Genomic DNA, 15,008 nt, shown 5'->3' with positions numbered 1-15,008 from the left:
GACTTGAAAATGAGGATGGCGAATCTTAACAGAGTGTTTCCGATCAGGGTTGCACGAACCTGCCGATCTCGTTGGCCCACGGGCGGCAGATCGTCACAGGTCTGAAGGATAAAGGCCACGCTGTGATAAAGTCCGCGCCCTGCGATACGTACACCCTGTTCATCGGCCATTGATTGGCATTGATGTCGCGATACCCCCGCACCTAAAAAAATCAGAGATGCCGTTTTATGACCGCTCCATCCCCTTCTCTATGGTTACGCCTGAAACGCTTAAGCCTGGTCACACAAATCATCATCGGCCTGATCGCCGGGATTGCCCTGGCCCTGTTCGCACCGGAGGTAGCGAAGTCCACCTCGTTTATCGGCAAAGTCTTCGTATCGGCGCTGAAAGCTGTCGCGCCGATTCTGGTGTTCGTGCTGGTCATGGCCTCGATTGCCAACCATAAGCACGGCCAGGAAACCCACATCCGGCCGATCCTGTTTCTGTATCTGCTGGGAACGTTTGCGGCGGCGGTGGTGGCCGTTGTCGCCAGTACGTTGTTCCCCTCGAGCCTGGTATTGGCGACTCACGACGTTGCGGTCACCGCGCCGGGCGGTATCAGTGAAGTGCTGCAAAGCCTGCTGTTGAGCGTGGTCGACAACCCGGTCAGTGCGCTGATGAATGCCAACTTCATCGGCATTCTGGCGTGGGCGATTGGGATGGGCGTTGCCATTCGCCATGCCGGTGACACCACTCGCGAGGTGCTCGGCGACTTGTCCAACGGCGTGACCCTGATCGTGCGCTTGGTGATCCGTTTCGCGCCGCTGGGGATCTTCGGCCTGGTGGCTTCGACCCTCGCCACCTCCGGTTTCGGTGCCTTGATCGGCTACGTGCATCTGCTGGCAGTGCTGCTGGGCTGCATGTTGTTCGTGGCGCTGGTGATGAATCCGGTCATCGTGTTCTGGAAACTGCGTCGCAACCCTTATCCGTTGGTGCTGATGTGCCTGCGGGAAAGCGGCATCACCGCATTTTTCACCCGCAGTTCGGCGGCGAACATTCCAGTCAATCTGGAACTGAGCAAGCGCCTGGGCCTGCACGAAGACACCTACTCGGTCTCGATCCCGCTCGGCGCGACCATCAACATGGCCGGCGCGGCGATCACCATTACCGTGCCGACCCTGGCCGCCGTGCATACGCTGGGCATCGCCGTGGACATTCCGACCGCCATCCTGCTGAGCATCGTCGCGGCGATCTGTGCCTGTGGCGCTTCGGGCGTGGCGGGCGGTTCGTTGCTGTTGATTCCACTGGCGTGCAGCCTGTTTGGCATCCCCAGTGAAATCGCCATGCAGGTGGTGGCCGTCGGGTTCATCATCGGTGTGCTGCAGGACTCGGCGGAAACCGCGCTGAACTCCTCCACCGACGTACTGTTTACGGCCGCCGCTTGCCTGGGTGAAGACGAGAAAGCCCAGCGATTGGCTTAACAAAGATCAAAAGATCGCAGCCTCGTTTCACTCGACAGCTCCTACAGGCGGTACGCATCTCAATGTAGGAGCTGTCGAGTGAAACGAGGCTGCGATCTTTTGATTCACCAAAAAAAAGCCCGCCAAGGCGCGAACCTTGGCGGGCTTTTTTACGCTGGGAGGTTTAGAACGCGCCCATGTAATCGCGCTTGCCCACTTCCACACCGTTGTGACGCAGCAGTGCGTAGGTGGTGGTGACGTGGAAGAAGAATTGCGGCAGACCGTAGCTCAGCAGGTAAGCCTGGCCAGTGAAGCGCTTCTCTTTCGGCGTGCCCTGACGGGTGATGATTTCGATGCCTTCCTTGCCGTCGATCTGTTCCGGTTTGATCTCGCCGATGAAGGCCAGCACTTTGGCGATCAGCGCTTGCAGTTCGGCGAAGGTGGTTTCGGTGTCGTCGTATTTCGGCAGTTCAACTTCGGCCAGACGCGCGGAAACGCCCTTGGCGAAATCAACGGCGATCTGCACCTGACGGACCAGCGGGAACATGTCCGGGTACAGACGGGCTTGCAGGAAAGCGTTTGGATCGATGTTCTTGGCAGTGGCGTGGGCTTCGGCCTTGTTCAAAACGTCGCTCAGGGCGTTGAGCATTTGTTTGAAAACCGGGACGGAAGCGGCGTACAGGGAAATAGTCATGGCAATCTCGTGTTGTGACAGGAGGGAAACGTGGGGCGATTATAGCCATGCGCGGTCCCCCTGCGGCGGGTCTTTTATCCGGTGGGGAAACGCAGCGCACCTCTGAACGATCTGCGCACGTTAGCCCCTTGCCGGCATGAAAACTTCAACTTCGTCAGTGTTTTTCTGCACTCGCCGACAGACCAGCCTTCGATTGAGTGAACCGGTAAAACAGATTGGGCTCGCTCACGATGTAAAGCTCGCCTGCGCTGTCCATGGTCATGCCTTCGGCTTGCGGCAGCGTATGTTTGAGGTCCCCCGCCAAGGCGCGCAGGGAGAGAATACTGACGAAGTTACCCTGCTGGTCCAGTTCGGTCAGGTTGCTGGACTGTTCGCTCAGCAACAGTAAGTGGCCGGTCCGAGGATCGTAGTAACCCTCGGAAAGGTCTTTGCTGAAAACGCTGCGGTCGACCCAGGTCGTCAAGTCCTTGATACGGATCTGCATTTGGTTGCCAATGGAGCCGAGCATGCCGGTGACTGAGTACAGTTGCCGCGGATCACGCTCCTTGATGGCGAAGATGCGGTCATTGGCCGGGTCATAGGTCACACCTTCAAACCCCTTGTTATGCTCGCTCAGATTGATCTCAATGGCGAGAGATTGGGTTTGCTCTGCACGGATGGGGCCAGGGGTGTCCGGCAGGGTAAAAATGTGCAGCCGCTGCAACCGTTCATCAACGATGACCACCCGCCCTTTGCCCATGTAAGCGATGCCTTCGGTGTCCTGGAAACCGATCAAGGGGTAGCGTTCGAGCAAATCGCCGTCACGGGTCAGCGCCAGAATTTCCATAGGCACACCATTGGTGATACCCAACAAGCGGTCGTGCTCAGGGTCATAGGCGATACCGGAGATATCGGTGATGCCCGGGATCGGTTTGCCGTCGATCGCGACCTTGTAGTCTGGCAGCCAGATATTTTTGTCTGGCGCCTGATTGCCATACCAGCTGTTATGCCAGTGCGCGTACAACTGCCCGTGCCAGCCAAAATGAACGGAAACCACGCTAATGCCGACCAGCGCGGCGATCAGCAGAACTCCAGCCTTCCATGTTTTACTCATGTTTTTTTCTGGTCCCAGGTAAATCGATAGACATTGACGGGTTGTCCCGGACGGCATTGGCCGTTATCGGCATCGGCGCCGACGATCGACCAGTGTGCACGGGAGGTTTCGCCCAACTCATGCGCGGCCTGGGGATTGAAACACTGGCTCAACAGCTCGTCGGGGACCAAGGCGTATGCCTGAGGGTGTTCGCGCAGCCACAGTGCCGCCTGCTCGACGGTGGAGCCGACCATCCCGAAGTGCACGATCGGTTGTCGTGCGAACAGCCAATGGCCCTCGCGCCAATTGACCAACACCAGGTCGGCGCCTTGAGTCATGGTCGCCGCCTGCGCCATGATCGCCTCATGAGGGTTGGGACCGTCCTTGATCGGCTCGATGAAACCGCGGGCAATCCAAAGCGCAAACCAGGTCACGACCAGTGCCTGGAATACTCGCCGACCACGCGGACGCTGACTGAACCAGCGCTTGAGCAACCAGGGAATCAGCGGTGCAGCCACCAGCACCAGCCCAGGCAGCGCCGGGTAGATGTACAACTTGCGCTTGCCGCTGCTGATACAGAAAAACAGTACCACCAGCACGACCCAGCCCAGCAGCACCAGCACTCGGCCGTCGCGCTTGTGCAGTTGCCGGCGCCAAGCGGGCACCAACCACGGCAACGCGAGTACCAGCGGCAGCCAATATTGCGGGATCACGTGAACGAAGAAATACCAGAACGGCTCGCGATGGTCCCAGGCAGCGGCATAGCGTCCCGCGGTCTGGCGCAGCAGAATTTCTCGCGCATAAGCGACTTCGTCAGCAGTGCCATTGATCGCGATGGACAAGGCCAAGGGCAGTAACCAGATCGCGATGGCGCCCAGCATGACCAACAGTCCCAGCAGCCACTTGCGCGCCTCGCCCGGCATGGCCACCACACCGGGCCAACCTTTGCGCACCGCGTAGGCATACGGAATCAGCATCAGGGCCGGGACGAAGCCAACCCCTTTGGTGATCACACCAATACCCATGGCGGCGCAACCCAGGTAAAACCAGCGCCAGGCCGGCCCGAGCAACAGGTGCCGCGCCAGACCGTACATACCCACGGAGGTGAACAGAATCAAAAAGCTATCGATCTGGCCGGTCTGCAGGATGCTATAGGTCTGATAAGTCGCCAGGTACAAGAGCGCCGCCATCCGACCGGCACGTTGATGCCATAACCGTCGAGCCAGATCATAGACCACTGCGGTGACCGTCACGGCCGATAGAAGACCCGGCAGATACAAGGCGATAGCGGGTTTACCGGTGAGCCAGGCGAAGAACGCCACCGTCCACATGAAAATCGGCGGTTTGTCGCCGTAGATCTCTGCCGCACGGTGCGGAATCAGCCACGAGCCGTGCTGCAACATCTCGAGCGCAACGCCAAGGAATCGCTCCTCGTCGACATTCTGCGGCTGACGTAGCCCCAGCCCGGCACCGATCAAAACCAGGGCGAGTAACATCAAACCCAGGCATTCGACCCGGGGTGATAACGTTCTGCGCATGACTCAGTCCTTTAAGTGTTTGCTGCGGGCAATCAACTGCAAATTGCGCAGATAGACGATCGAGCCAAAGGCTTGACCGGCAATGAACACCGGGTCCTCCCGGTAAATGGCATAAGCGAGCAGCAGGGCGCTACCGACGATGCTCAGGTACCAGAAACTCACTGGAATCACGCTGCGTTTCTTGTATTCGCTGTACAGCCACTGCAAGACGAAGCGACCGGTAAACGCTATCTGGCCGGCGAAGCCGACCACCAGCCACAGGGTTTCACGGGAGAGATTCATCCTTCGATTTCCTGCGCATTGGCGTTTAGGCGCGTGCGCCGGATCAGCCACCAGACGCCGATCAGGTCGAGAATGCCCACCAGGGCACGGTCGAGGTTGCCGTATTTGGAGACCCCGGAGGTGCGGTGACGGTGGTTGACCGGATGGGTGATCATTCGGCCGTTGTGGCGCTGGATCAGTGCAGGAATGAACCGATGCATATGATCGAAGTACGGCAGGCGCAGAAACGCCGCCCGCTCGATCAGTTTCAATCCGCAACCGGTGTCCGGTGTCTGGTCCTTGAGCATGCGGCTGCGCAAACCATTGGCAAACCGTGAAGCCCAGCGCTTGCTCGCGTTGTCGCGACGGTTGACCCGGTGCCCGGCCACCAGCTGAAGCCCGACCATCCCCTGTCCACCACGCACCAAGGCCAACATCCCGGGGATGTCCGCAGGATCGTTCTGGCCATCGCCATCGAGCGTGGCCAGCCACTGCCCCTTGGCAGCAATTGCCGCATGGTAAAGCGAGGTACTTTGCCCAAGCGAACGCTCATGACGCAGGATACGTAGCGTGTTCAGGCCGCTGTTTTTGAGCTGCCGCAATTCGTGCAAGGTGGCATCGGTACTGCCATCGTCCACGACGATGATTTCGTACGCCTCGTCGGCCAAGGCCGTGCGCACTTCTTCAATCAAGGGCTTAAGGTTGTTCGCTTCGTTTTTTGCCGGAATCAGTACAGATACAAAAATTTCATGACTCATAGGGTCCCCCCTTTAATCCTTGGTTTCTTATTATCAAGGGCGAACATTTCATCGCTGATAAAAGTGGCGATACCATTTCACAAATTCCGCTACACCCGCTTCCACCGTCACCTGAGGGTGGAAGTCGACCCATTGGGTCAATGCCGACACGTCAGCCCAGGTCTTGACCACATCGCCAGGCTGCAGTGGTAGAAAGTTGCGCTGCGCCTTGATCCCCAGCGCCGATTCCAGACAATCGACGAACTCTAGCAGAGCTACCGGCATACCACGCCCGATGTTGAAAATCCGGTTAACGCCGTCGCCCTCCCCGTCCGGGATCGGCGGCCGTGGGCGCAGACGGGCGATGCTTTCGACAATGTCGTCGATGTAAGTGAAGTCGCGCGCCATCTGGCCGTGGTTATAGATATCGATCGGCAGGCCATTGAGGATCGCTTCGGTGAACTTGAACAGCGCCATGTCGGGGCGCCCCCAAGGTCCGTAAACGGTAAAAAAGCGTAGGCCGCTGGCCTTCAGACCATACAAATGACAGTAGCTGTGAGCCATCAACTCATTGGCACGTTTGCTGGCCGCGTACAGTGAAATGGGGTGATCGACAGCGTCTTCGACACTGAACGGCATTTTGCTGTTGGTACCGTACACCGAGCTGCTTGATGCATAGATCAGGTGCTCGGGGCGATAGTGACGGCACGCTTCCAGCACATTCAGAAAACCCACCAGGTTCGATTGCGCGTAGACGTCCGGGTTGTCCAGTGAATAGCGAACACCCGCCTGGGCCGCCAGGTGCACAACGTCGGTAAAACGATGTTCTTTGAACAACGCCATCAATGCCGGTTTGTCGACGATATCCAGGGTCTGAAAACGAAAGCCTGGCAAGGACGCAAGCTCGTTGAGCCGTGCGCGTTTAAGCTCAACGCTGTAATAGTCGTTGAGGTTGTCGATACCGATGACTTCAAGACCTTCCAGGCACAAACGCTTAACAGTGTGATACCCGATGAAACCGGCAGCGCCAGTGACCAGAACGGTCATAGGGAGTACGCGCCGGTCAGCGCACTGTTTTTGGCCAATACCCACGTCAGCTTCATGCTTTGCTCCATAGTCCAGTCAATAAGGCTTGTATCGTCGATGGGAGAACTGCCAGATGCCCACAATGAATCCCGCCAGTTCTCGGCCATGCATACGTTGCTCGTCGGATTGTAAAAATAGCGTTAATTATTCATTTAGGTTTTGTGATGATTGCCAAGAAGGCGTGACGAATTCAGTTGCCATTGACACACGTCAATCTAAAGTGCATGCCAGCAGGAGAAAAAATCGCCCCCGGGAAGGATAAAGAACCATGAGTACTGAGCAAGAAACAACGTTCGACGAGCCGCGGCTTAACAGCACGGAAATCCGCATACTGGGCTCGTTGATCGAAAAACAGGCCACCAGCCCGGAAACCTATCCGCTGACCCTCAATGCGTTGGTGATTGCCTGCAACCAGAAAACCAGCCGCGAGCCGGTGATGAACCTTACCCAGGGTCAGGTCGGCCAAAGCCTGCGCGCCCTCGAAGGACGTGGTTTCACCAAACTGGTGATGGGCACCCGTGCGGACCGTTGGGAGCATAAGGTCGACAAGGCCCTGGAATTGGCGCCCGCCCAGGTGATTTTGACAGGGCTGTTGTTCCTGCGCGGCCCACAAACGGTCAATGAACTGCTGACTCGCAGCGGCCGCATGCATGACTTCGAAGATGCCGAACAGGTGGTGCATCAACTGGAACGGCTGATTGCTCGCGATCTGGCACTGCTGATTCCGCGCCAGGCTGGGCAGCGGGAAGACCGCTACATGCACGCCTTGGGGGACCCGGCGGACATCGAAACGATCCTGGCGGCACGGCAGAACCCGACCGAGCGTGGCGCGGGTGGTGGCGTATCGGTTGAGCGGATCGAAGAGCTTGAGGCGCGAATTGCGGCGCTGGAAGAGCGTCTGGCCCGCCTCGAATAAACAGCGCGGTCTATATAGTCTATGTAGCAGCTGTCGAGCTTGCGAGGCTGCGTTCGGCTCGGTCCGCGCTCGGGCGCAGCAGTCGTAAACCCTGCATGTAAGGTTTTCCTGAAACACCGCATCGCTTGATTTAACGACTGCTGCGCCCGAGCGCGGACCGAGCCGAACGCAGTCTCGCAGGCTCGGCAGCTGCTACACAGAGGGAGGCGTGATTATTCGCCGTCCCAATAATCCACGCCGTCGGCCGGCCTGGCGACGGCGACGAAGCCCGAGGCATTGCCCTCGGCGTCGACCTTGAAGTCGTCCATCACCGCATACTTGCCGGAATCCGGGTACTCGCAAATTTCGGGTGATTGTTGGGTGCTGACCGCCAGGTAGCGCAGCTCAGCGTTGCTGGTGTTGATGATCTGGTGCGCGGTTTCAGGACCGCCCGGCGGGCAGGCAATGACATCACCGGCGCGAACGGGAAAGCGCTCGGCGCCCAAGCGAACCTCCCCTTCCCCGGCCACGATGTAAAACATCTCCTCGTTGACCCGATGACTGTGAAACGGGCTGCCACGCATCCCCGGTTCCAGCACGTACAGGCGATAACCCAGCTTCTGCGCGCCAAGTTGCTGGCCGATGCGCGCCTGCCGTTGCTGATAGCGGTCGGCGGTGTCTCCCGTCGGGGCAAACGCTTCGGGCAGCGGTTCAAGTTCGGCCTGATCCAGATTAAGAATGGCAGGATGCATGAGTCACCTCAGTCACGGTTTGCTTGCTGGGCACCAGGATAGCCAACGCCACTTCGGGCAAATTCCACGGCTTTGTGAAACTGCTCATCGGTCGGCCGCACGCCGGTGTACAGCACGAACTGCTCCAGCGCCTGGATCGCGATCACTTCCAGCCCGGTGATCACTCGCTTGCCTTCAGCACGAGCGCGCACAATCAACGGTGTTTCCGAGGGGACTGCCACTACATCGAAGACAATCTCGGCAGCAGCGATGGTTTCAACATCGAACGCCAGCTGATCGGCCTCGGGGCCGGACATGCCAATCGGTGTGACGTTGATCAGCATCTGCGGCCGCTCCGAACCCAGCTCCACTTGCCATCGATAGCCCAGCGATTCGGCCAACGCACATCCGGCACGCTCGTTGCGGGCTACGATCAGGCCATTTTTGTAGCCACCATCGCGCAAGGCACTGGCCACAGCCTTGGCCATGCCGCCGCTGCCGCGCAGGGCAAAGGTCAACTCCTTCGGCACCTGGTGGGTATCAAGCAACTGGGCGATCGCGATGTAGTCGGTGTTGTAAGCCTTGAGATGGCCGTTAGTGTTGACGATGGTGTTGATCGATTGAATGGCCGCAGCGGAGGGATCCAGTTCATCGACCAGCGCAATGCAGGCCTCCTTGAACGGCATCGACACGCCGCAACCACGAATCCCCAAGGCGCGAATGCCACCAACGGCGCCTGGCAGATCCTGACTGCTGAAGGCTTTGTAGTAAAAATTCAGGTCCAGTTGCTCATACAGATGATTGTGAAACCGCAAACCGAAGTTCCCGGGACGTGCGGAAAGCGACATGCACAGCTGGGTGTCTCTGTCGGGGTTCATCTGCATGAAAAATCTCCTTGAATAGCACTTTCAGATGGACGGGATTAGCCAATCCATCGGGTCTGATCGATCATAACGGCGTGCCTGCACGCGGCCCCACTGAACCGTAAAGAAGCGAGTACAGACCTTACACAAAATTTACCCAACGGCTGTGCTGATTTTGAAAAAAACGCTGTCTTAGAAGTATCCCCGCGACAATCCTTGGGTCTATTGCAGACTCAAGCGCCGGGGCGAAGAACCGAGGAACTATCATGATCCGTAAAATCCCCACAGTAGCCTTGCTGATCGGTGCTCTTGCTATCGCAGGGCAGGCAGAGGCTGGCGGCGGTCACGGCGGTCACGGTTGGGAAGGGCCGGCGGTATTTGGCGCGATCGTTGGCACGGCCATCGTCGGTTCGGCCATCATCAACAGCAACCGCCCGGTCTATGTACAGCAACCGGTTTACGCTCAGCCACAACCGGTTTACTACGGCCCGCCACCGGTTTATTACCAGCCGGCACCGGTCTACGTGCAACAACCGGTCTATTACGGCCCGCCGCCGGTTTACTACGGCCCGCCACGTGGTTATTACGGTCCACCGCGCGGTTATTACGGCCCTCCCCACGGCTATGGCCGCTGGTAACGGAATCATCAGGCCCCGCCTCAACAGCGGGGCCTTTTTGTGACCGTCCGTCGGCAGAGGTCTGGATAAATCTCGCCAAGGTCGCTGTCGGGACAGTCTTTGCGGTGCAAGTTGGCAAGATTGACTCGCCATCCTTCCCCCGCCTTGGGGAAAACGGTCATATTTATGTCATGTCAGGTCCGCAATCTTGGATCTGTCCGTTAACAACAGGTTGATAAAAACAAGGACGACCTCATGCCCACGCAAAACCCGCACCGCATTGTCGGCTTGTGCACTTCCAGCAAGGTGTACAACGCACTGACCGAACTCAAGCACCTGGAAGGCCATCGCAGCGCCAAGTTTCTTTCGCTGCTGGCAGAAAACCTGGTGCGAAAAGGCCTGCTCAACGAGCAGGAAGTGGTTCATATGCTGGACCTGGTGGTCGACTGAACCGATGACTCATTGGCATCAATGACGACTATCGAAAGCGTTGATTGTCCGTTCAGGCGTCAGGTCCGTAAGGTAGCTCCATAGATTGATGGAGGTACTTATGTCCCAGGTTCAGATCATGTCCGTTATCGGCAGCGCCGTCCCCGCACCGCTCAGAGAGCTAGGATTGCTCGCCTGTTGGTACCTGGTGCAGGACGGCGAACCGATCAGCGGACCGCTCACCTCGCTGCCGGCCGCCCAGGCACTGTCGCAACGCATCGGCCAAGGCCAAATCAGCGCTTAAGGCAGCTGCACCCGCGGCTTGGTTTCAATGAAGATGGCCCAGCTCGACATAAACAGCGCAGCGATCAGCGGCCCGATCACAAAGCCATTGAGGCCGAAGACCGCCAGACCGCCAAGGGTCGAGATAAGGATCAGATAGTCCGGCATCTTTGTATCCTTGCCCACCAGGATCGGTCGCAGCACGTTATCCACCAGGCCGATCACAAAAACCCCGTACAGCCCCAGCACCACGCCCTGCCAGATCGCTCCGGCGAACAGGAAAAACGCCGCCACCGGCGCCCAGACGATCCCTGCCCCCACCGCTGGCAACAGCGACAGAAACGCCATCAGCACCGCCCAGAGCAGCGCGCTCGGAATATCCAGAAACCAGAAAATCAAACCGCCCAATGCACCCTGCGTGATCGCCACCACCAGGTTGCCCTTCACCGTCGCCCGCACTACGCGATTGAACTTGAGTTGCAAACGACGTTTCTGGTGCTCCTGCAGCGGCACTGCAGCGCGAACTTTGCGGGCCAGTTCGGCGCCGTCCCGCAGAAAGAAGAACAGCAGGTAAAGCATGATGAAAAAGCTCACCAAAAAATCGAAAGTGCCCTGACCGACACTGAAAACCTGCGTGGCGACAAACTCATTGCCTGTCACTGCACTCTTGATGATTTTCTCCCGCAGCCCGTCCAACTCGCCAACCCCGGCCCGATCGAGCAAGTGCTGGAAGTACGGCGGCAGGCTGTGTTTGAAATGCGTCACATACCCGGCGATGTCCAGTTCGCCGCTTTCGATGCTCTTGTACACCGCGGCCCCTTCTTGAACCAGCAAGATACTGAGGACAATCACCGGCAGAATCGCGATCACCAGGCAGATGCTCAGGGTGAGCAGCGACGTCAGATTGCGCTCCCAGCCGAACTTCAGTTGCAGTCGTCGCTGCAGGGGCGCGAAGAGGATGCCGAGGATCACCGCCCAGAACACTGCACCGTAAAACGGCAGCAAAATCCAGATAAACGCGGCGGTGACCAGCCCTAGCAAGATCACCAGTGATTTGTTTTGTACTGTCTCTTCGTTCATGTCCGATCCATGTCAGTCCGCAAGGACACAATGTCGCGTCCTGATGCTTAGTCCGCCACGGTTCGCGCGAGTGCCATCCGTTTGTTCATCAAGCATAGATCCAGATCAATGAACCCCGCGGGCAAGCCGCTTACTCTCGGCGGCTTTTGTGACCGACTCTGCCATGACTCTCCTGCCTCCAGAACTGCTCGCCCCCGCCGGCACCCTGAAAAACATGCGATATGCCTTCGCCTACGGCGCCGATGCGGTGTACGCCGGTCAGCCGCGCTACAGCCTGCGGGTGCGCAACAACGAATTCGATCACGCCAATCTGGCCCTCGGCATCCACGAGGCCCAGGCTCAAGGCAAGCGCTTCTATGTGGTGGTGAACATCGCCCCGCACAACGCCAAACTGAAATCCTTCCTCAAAGACCTGGCGCCGGTGATTGCCATGGCGCCGGACGCGCTGATCATGTCCGATCCAGGCCTGATCATGCTGGTCCGCCGACATTATCCGCAGATGCCGATTCACCTTTCGGTACAGGCCAACACGGTGAACTGGGCCAGTGTCGAGTTCTGGCAGCAACAAGGCTTGAGCCGAATCATCCTGTCGCGGGAACTGTCCCTGGAAGAAATCGCCGAAATCCGCGAGCAGGTCCCGGCGATGGAACTGGAAGTGTTCGTCCACGGTGCCTTGTGCATGGCCTATTCCGGTCGCTGCCTGTTGTCGGGTTACATGAACAAGCGCGACGCCAATCAGGGCAGTTGCACCAATGCCTGTCGCTGGAAGTACTCGGCGCAGCAGGCCACGGAAAACCAGCTCGGCGAAATCGTGCAGACCTTCCAGCCCGAACCGACCCTGGGCATCGGCGCCCCGACCGATCAGGTGTTCCTGTTGCAGGAAGCCAATCGGCCCGACGAATTGATGCCGGCCTTCGAAGACGAGCACGGCACTTACATCATGAACGCCAAGGACCTGCGCGCGGTGCAGCATGTCGAGCGCCTGACGCAGATGGGCGTGCACTCACTGAAAATCGAGGGCCGGACCAAATCCCACTTTTATTGCGCGCGGACCACTCAGGTTTACCGTCGGGCGATCGACGACGCGGTGGCCGGTCGCGAGTTCGACCGCAACCTGATGACGGATCTGGAATCCCTCGCCCAGCGCGGCTACACCGAAGGTTTTCTGCGGCGGCATGTGCATGACGAATACCAGAACTACCAGCACGGCAGTTCGGTGTCGGAGCGGCAGCAGTTTGTCGGCGAGCTGACCGGCGAGCGACGTGACCGGATGGCGGAAATCAAGGTGAAGAATCGATTTGGTGTGGGCGATCACCTTGAACTGATGACGCCCAAGGGCAACTTCCAATTCGATTTGCATGATCTGCAAAACGTTAAAGGCGAACCGATCGAGGTGGCGCCGGGGGATGGGCATACGGTGTATCTGCCGATTCCGGATGCGGTGGATTTGCAGTTTGGGTTGTTGATGCGGGATGTGAGCGCGCCTTAGATCCACCCCTCATCCCAGCCCTCTCCCCACGGGGAGAGCGGGAAAGGTAAAAACCGGGTACATCCTTTACGTTTGAAACCGGGGACATGGTTTACAGGTATCAATCATGGTCAGAAGGTACTGACCATACCCGAAGCCTGCAGGGGGATAGAGACCCATACAATCAACACGACCATAGTGGTGGCTCCAAGCCATCGCCAAAGCATTGAGTTTCTGGTATTCATTTGGATCCAAATTATGAGGGCTTCCGATATGGATACCGCTTACTGCACTTTAAACAGCACTGAGTACACTGGACCCCAATTTGCTGCACTCCCCGACACACAGCGCGCTCAGTACCGCCGATATCTCGTTTGTGTCAAATGTGAAACGACCGCCTATTTCCGTAAGGAAGCTAAGAGTGGTCAAGGCCCATGTTTTGGCGCACGACCGCACGCCAACTGCCCGCTGGCGACTCCAGAGTCTGTTCGTGGCGTTGGTAATGGTGGTGAGCAGGATATTCTGCACAATCCGGGAACCCGCATCGTCATCGACGAGGCTCAAGGTGGAGGACCGATTGTTAACGGTGAACCTGGTGGTAAGGGCGGAGAAGGAAGTGGCGGCGGAAGATTTACTGGAACCGGCGCTCGTCAAAATGCAATTTCGCATCGTCGATTGCGTCCTTTACTGAAGAACTTGATTTACTCCGCAGCCTTTCGCACCTCTGATATTTATGTCGAACTACCGGGGAGAGGCGCATGGCCAGCTCGCGACCTGTTTGTAAATTTCTCCGAGGTAAGCAAATGCCGATCCCAGACCCTGTACGGGTTTTGGGGTGTTATCTATGACACAGGCACTGGGTATGACGATTCTTTATGGATAAATACTGGTGATCGGGAGGTTGTGAGTATTGCGATCGATCCTGAGTCGGTAAAACCATTTTTGAGCCGTCACAAAATTACTGTTGGTGAGTTGGACGGCTCGCACATGTTGGTGTTCGGTACCATCTCGAAATCTGGCAACGGTAAACAGTACATCAAGCCGGCAAGCATCGAATTGACTGCATTGAACGATGACTGATCTTGCAACATTGCATTTGCATTGCCTCGTCTAAATGGATGACTGTCGCGGGACGGTCTACCGCAAGGACACAGGGGAGCACTTGACGTGGTCGGCACTCGGCGAGGTGCCCGACGAATACACGGTTGTGCCTCGGCCGGGGCTTTACTACATCTAGGAGGGTGAAGGGTGGGTGTTGGACTCGGTCGCCGAAGAAACCTCGTGTTGGTGAGTGTGCTCGCCTTGAATCTGGAGCGCAGGCAGGTTGTTGCTCAAGTAACCAGCGCCTGATCCAGGCAGTCGCCAATGCGACTGACGTCCACAAAAAACCCGGCGCACTGGCTAATGCCGGTCAGTTAAGGTGCAAAACCTGTGGGAGCGAGCTTGCTCGCGATGGCGGCGCAACATTCAACATCAATGCTGACTGACCTGCCGCTATCGCGAGCAAGCTCGCTCCCACAGAGGTTGCGGTGTTCCCACCCTTAACTGACCGGCATTAGGCGCACTGGCCGGGTTCTTTTTATCGCCTGTCATCGGACAGCGGTGTTGGCTCATCTGCAGGAGGCACGTCCTCGGCCGCATCAGGACCCATCCAGTCTTCAGGTCGATCTGCGTCAGCCTCGGCCGGGTCCCACGAAGGGTCCATGCCGGGTGGCGCGTCGTGATCCATGGTCGGCTCGTCGGTGCCGGGCATGGGTCGGGTTGGGTCGGTATTGGGTGTTCCACCCTGGAACATCGAATCGTTAGCCATGACGCA

At 58.0% G+C, this 15,008-nt stretch carries 17 protein-coding genes; 7 read left to right on the top strand and 10 right to left on the bottom strand.

Features of this window, described 5'->3' with window-relative positions:
- Positions 1-227 precede the first annotated feature (227 nt).
- Positions 228-1,460: a serine/threonine transporter SstT gene (gene sstT / locus ACMXYH_RS10375; RefSeq protein WP_415767025.1), complete on the top strand. Its 1,233-nt coding sequence runs from the start codon at positions 228-230 to the stop codon at positions 1,458-1,460.
- A 163-nt stretch (positions 1,461-1,623) separates the two neighbouring features.
- On the opposite strand, the gene ACMXYH_RS10370 is transcribed toward sstT, so the two are convergent.
- The 6 genes from ACMXYH_RS10370 to ACMXYH_RS10345 form a co-directional block, all read right to left on the bottom strand.
- Positions 1,624-2,133 (bottom strand): DUF1993 domain-containing protein, encoded by a 510-nt coding sequence (locus ACMXYH_RS10370; protein ID WP_008148402.1) that lies wholly within the window; start codon positions 2,131-2,133, stop codon positions 1,624-1,626.
- A gap of 154 nt (positions 2,134-2,287) precedes the next feature.
- Positions 2,288-3,226 carry an SdiA-regulated domain-containing protein gene (locus ACMXYH_RS10365; RefSeq protein WP_415767024.1) on the bottom strand — a complete coding sequence of 313 codons (939 nt, stop codon included), beginning with the start codon at positions 3,224-3,226 and terminating at the stop codon, positions 2,288-2,290.
- Positions 3,223-4,743, bottom strand: coding sequence for an ArnT family glycosyltransferase (locus tag ACMXYH_RS10360; RefSeq protein ID WP_129437037.1), 1,521 nt, complete (start codon positions 4,741-4,743; stop codon positions 3,223-3,225). Before ACMXYH_RS10360 ends, ACMXYH_RS10365 begins: the two co-directional genes overlap by 4 nt.
- A 3-nt stretch (positions 4,744-4,746) precedes the next feature.
- Positions 4,747-5,025 carry a lipid-A-disaccharide synthase N-terminal domain-containing protein gene (locus ACMXYH_RS10355; protein WP_008148397.1) on the bottom strand — a complete coding sequence of 93 codons (279 nt, stop codon included), beginning with the start codon at positions 5,023-5,025 and terminating at the stop codon, positions 4,747-4,749.
- Positions 5,022-5,762, bottom strand: coding sequence for a glycosyltransferase family 2 protein (locus ACMXYH_RS10350; protein ID WP_415767023.1), 741 nt, complete (start codon positions 5,760-5,762; stop codon positions 5,022-5,024). Before ACMXYH_RS10350 ends, ACMXYH_RS10355 begins: the two co-directional genes overlap by 4 nt.
- A gap of 48 nt (positions 5,763-5,810) precedes the next feature.
- Positions 5,811-6,788, bottom strand: coding sequence for an NAD-dependent epimerase (locus ACMXYH_RS10345; RefSeq protein ID WP_415767022.1), 978 nt, complete (start codon positions 6,786-6,788; stop codon positions 5,811-5,813).
- Between the two features lie 307 nt (positions 6,789-7,095).
- Between ACMXYH_RS10345 and ACMXYH_RS10340 the strand changes: the two genes are divergently transcribed.
- Positions 7,096-7,743 carry a YceH family protein gene (locus tag ACMXYH_RS10340; protein WP_415767021.1) on the top strand — a complete coding sequence of 216 codons (648 nt, stop codon included), beginning with the start codon at positions 7,096-7,098 and terminating at the stop codon, positions 7,741-7,743.
- Between the two features lie 212 nt (positions 7,744-7,955).
- Here ACMXYH_RS10340 and ACMXYH_RS10335 read toward each other — a convergent pair whose 3' ends face one another.
- Positions 7,956-8,474 (bottom strand): cupin domain-containing protein, encoded by a 519-nt coding sequence (locus tag ACMXYH_RS10335; RefSeq protein WP_129437041.1) that lies wholly within the window; start codon positions 8,472-8,474, stop codon positions 7,956-7,958.
- An 8-nt stretch (positions 8,475-8,482) separates the two neighbouring features.
- Positions 8,483-9,337, bottom strand: coding sequence for a shikimate 5-dehydrogenase (locus ACMXYH_RS10330; protein WP_415767020.1), 855 nt, complete (start codon positions 9,335-9,337; stop codon positions 8,483-8,485).
- Positions 9,338-9,582: 245 nt separating this feature from the next.
- On the opposite strand from ACMXYH_RS10330, the gene ACMXYH_RS10325 reads away from it, so the two are divergent.
- The 3 genes from ACMXYH_RS10325 to ACMXYH_RS10315 all read left to right on the top strand — a co-directional run bounded on the left by ACMXYH_RS10325 (position 9,583) and on the right by ACMXYH_RS10315 (position 10,666).
- The gene (locus tag ACMXYH_RS10325; protein ID WP_046054168.1) at positions 9,583-9,954 is read left to right on the top strand and encodes a hypothetical protein; all 372 of its coding nucleotides are present in this window, start codon (positions 9,583-9,585) and stop codon (positions 9,952-9,954) included.
- Between the two features lie 234 nt (positions 9,955-10,188).
- Positions 10,189-10,383, top strand: coding sequence for a hypothetical protein (locus ACMXYH_RS10320; RefSeq protein ID WP_003179723.1), 195 nt, complete (start codon positions 10,189-10,191; stop codon positions 10,381-10,383).
- A gap of 100 nt (positions 10,384-10,483) precedes the next feature.
- A complete protein-coding gene (locus ACMXYH_RS10315; RefSeq protein ID WP_415767019.1) occupies positions 10,484-10,666 on the top strand; it encodes a hypothetical protein in 183 nt (60 codons plus the stop codon).
- Here ACMXYH_RS10315 and ACMXYH_RS10310 read toward each other — a convergent pair.
- Positions 10,663-11,724, bottom strand: a complete 1,062-nt coding sequence (locus ACMXYH_RS10310; protein ID WP_129437045.1) for an AI-2E family transporter — start codon at positions 11,722-11,724, stop codon at positions 10,663-10,665. The genes ACMXYH_RS10315 and ACMXYH_RS10310 overlap by 4 nt on opposite strands.
- A gap of 163 nt (positions 11,725-11,887) precedes the next feature.
- On the opposite strand from ACMXYH_RS10310, the gene yegQ reads away from it, so the two are divergent.
- Both yegQ and ACMXYH_RS10300 read left to right on the top strand, forming a co-directional pair.
- Positions 11,888-13,213, top strand: a complete 1,326-nt coding sequence (yegQ, locus tag ACMXYH_RS10305) for a tRNA 5-hydroxyuridine modification protein YegQ (protein WP_415767018.1) — start codon at positions 11,888-11,890, stop codon at positions 13,211-13,213.
- Between the two features lie 252 nt (positions 13,214-13,465).
- Complete coding sequence (locus ACMXYH_RS10300) at positions 13,466-14,272, top strand: hypothetical protein (RefSeq protein WP_415767017.1); 807 nt, start codon at positions 13,466-13,468, stop codon at positions 14,270-14,272.
- Positions 14,273-14,771: 499 nt separating this feature from the next.
- On the opposite strand, the gene ACMXYH_RS10295 is transcribed toward ACMXYH_RS10300, so the two are convergent.
- Entirely contained in the window at positions 14,772-15,002 is a 231-nt protein-coding gene (locus ACMXYH_RS10295; protein ID WP_415767016.1) for a hypothetical protein, read from the bottom strand.
- Positions 15,003-15,008 lie beyond the last annotated feature (6 nt).

This window comes from Pseudomonas frigoris (assembly GCF_047758635.1).
Classification (GTDB): Bacteria; Pseudomonadota; Gammaproteobacteria; order Pseudomonadales; family Pseudomonadaceae; genus Aquipseudomonas; species Aquipseudomonas frigoris.
This window is presented reverse-complemented; position numbering and strand designations above follow the sequence as displayed.

Excerpts from the sequence above, each read along its gene's own strand:
- ACMXYH_RS10310 (WP_129437045.1), bottom strand. The coding sequence starts at position 11,724 with ATGAACGAAGAGACAGTACAAAACAAATCACTGGTGATCTTGCTAGGG.
- ACMXYH_RS10315 (WP_415767019.1), top strand. The coding sequence starts at position 10,484 with ATGTCCCAGGTTCAGATCATGTCCGTTATCGGCAGCGCCGTCCCCGCA.
- ACMXYH_RS10360 (WP_129437037.1), bottom strand. The coding sequence starts at position 4,743 with ATGCGCAGAACGTTATCACCCCGGGTCGAATGCCTGGGTTTGATGTTA.
- ACMXYH_RS10300 (WP_415767017.1), top strand. The coding sequence starts at position 13,466 with ATGGATACCGCTTACTGCACTTTAAACAGCACTGAGTACACTGGACCC.
- ACMXYH_RS10345 (WP_415767022.1), bottom strand. The coding sequence starts at position 6,788 with ATGACCGTTCTGGTCACTGGCGCTGCCGGTTTCATCGGGTATCACACT.
- ACMXYH_RS10365 (WP_415767024.1), bottom strand. The coding sequence starts at position 3,226 with ATGAGTAAAACATGGAAGGCTGGAGTTCTGCTGATCGCCGCGCTGGTC.
- ACMXYH_RS10325 (WP_046054168.1), top strand. The coding sequence starts at position 9,583 with ATGATCCGTAAAATCCCCACAGTAGCCTTGCTGATCGGTGCTCTTGCT.
- ACMXYH_RS10370 (WP_008148402.1), bottom strand. The coding sequence starts at position 2,133 with ATGACTATTTCCCTGTACGCCGCTTCCGTCCCGGTTTTCAAACAAATG.
- yegQ (WP_415767018.1), top strand. The coding sequence starts at position 11,888 with ATGACTCTCCTGCCTCCAGAACTGCTCGCCCCCGCCGGCACCCTGAAA.
- ACMXYH_RS10350 (WP_415767023.1), bottom strand. The coding sequence starts at position 5,762 with ATGAGTCATGAAATTTTTGTATCTGTACTGATTCCGGCAAAAAACGAA.
- ACMXYH_RS10335 (WP_129437041.1), bottom strand. The coding sequence starts at position 8,474 with ATGCATCCTGCCATTCTTAATCTGGATCAGGCCGAACTTGAACCGCTG.
- ACMXYH_RS10355 (WP_008148397.1), bottom strand. The coding sequence starts at position 5,025 with ATGAATCTCTCCCGTGAAACCCTGTGGCTGGTGGTCGGCTTCGCCGGC.
- ACMXYH_RS10295 (WP_415767016.1), bottom strand. The coding sequence starts at position 15,002 with ATGGCTAACGATTCGATGTTCCAGGGTGGAACACCCAATACCGACCCA.
- ACMXYH_RS10330 (WP_415767020.1), bottom strand. The coding sequence starts at position 9,337 with ATGCAGATGAACCCCGACAGAGACACCCAGCTGTGCATGTCGCTTTCC.
- sstT (WP_415767025.1), top strand. The coding sequence starts at position 228 with ATGACCGCTCCATCCCCTTCTCTATGGTTACGCCTGAAACGCTTAAGC.
- ACMXYH_RS10320 (WP_003179723.1), top strand. The coding sequence starts at position 10,189 with ATGCCCACGCAAAACCCGCACCGCATTGTCGGCTTGTGCACTTCCAGC.
- ACMXYH_RS10340 (WP_415767021.1), top strand. The coding sequence starts at position 7,096 with ATGAGTACTGAGCAAGAAACAACGTTCGACGAGCCGCGGCTTAACAGC.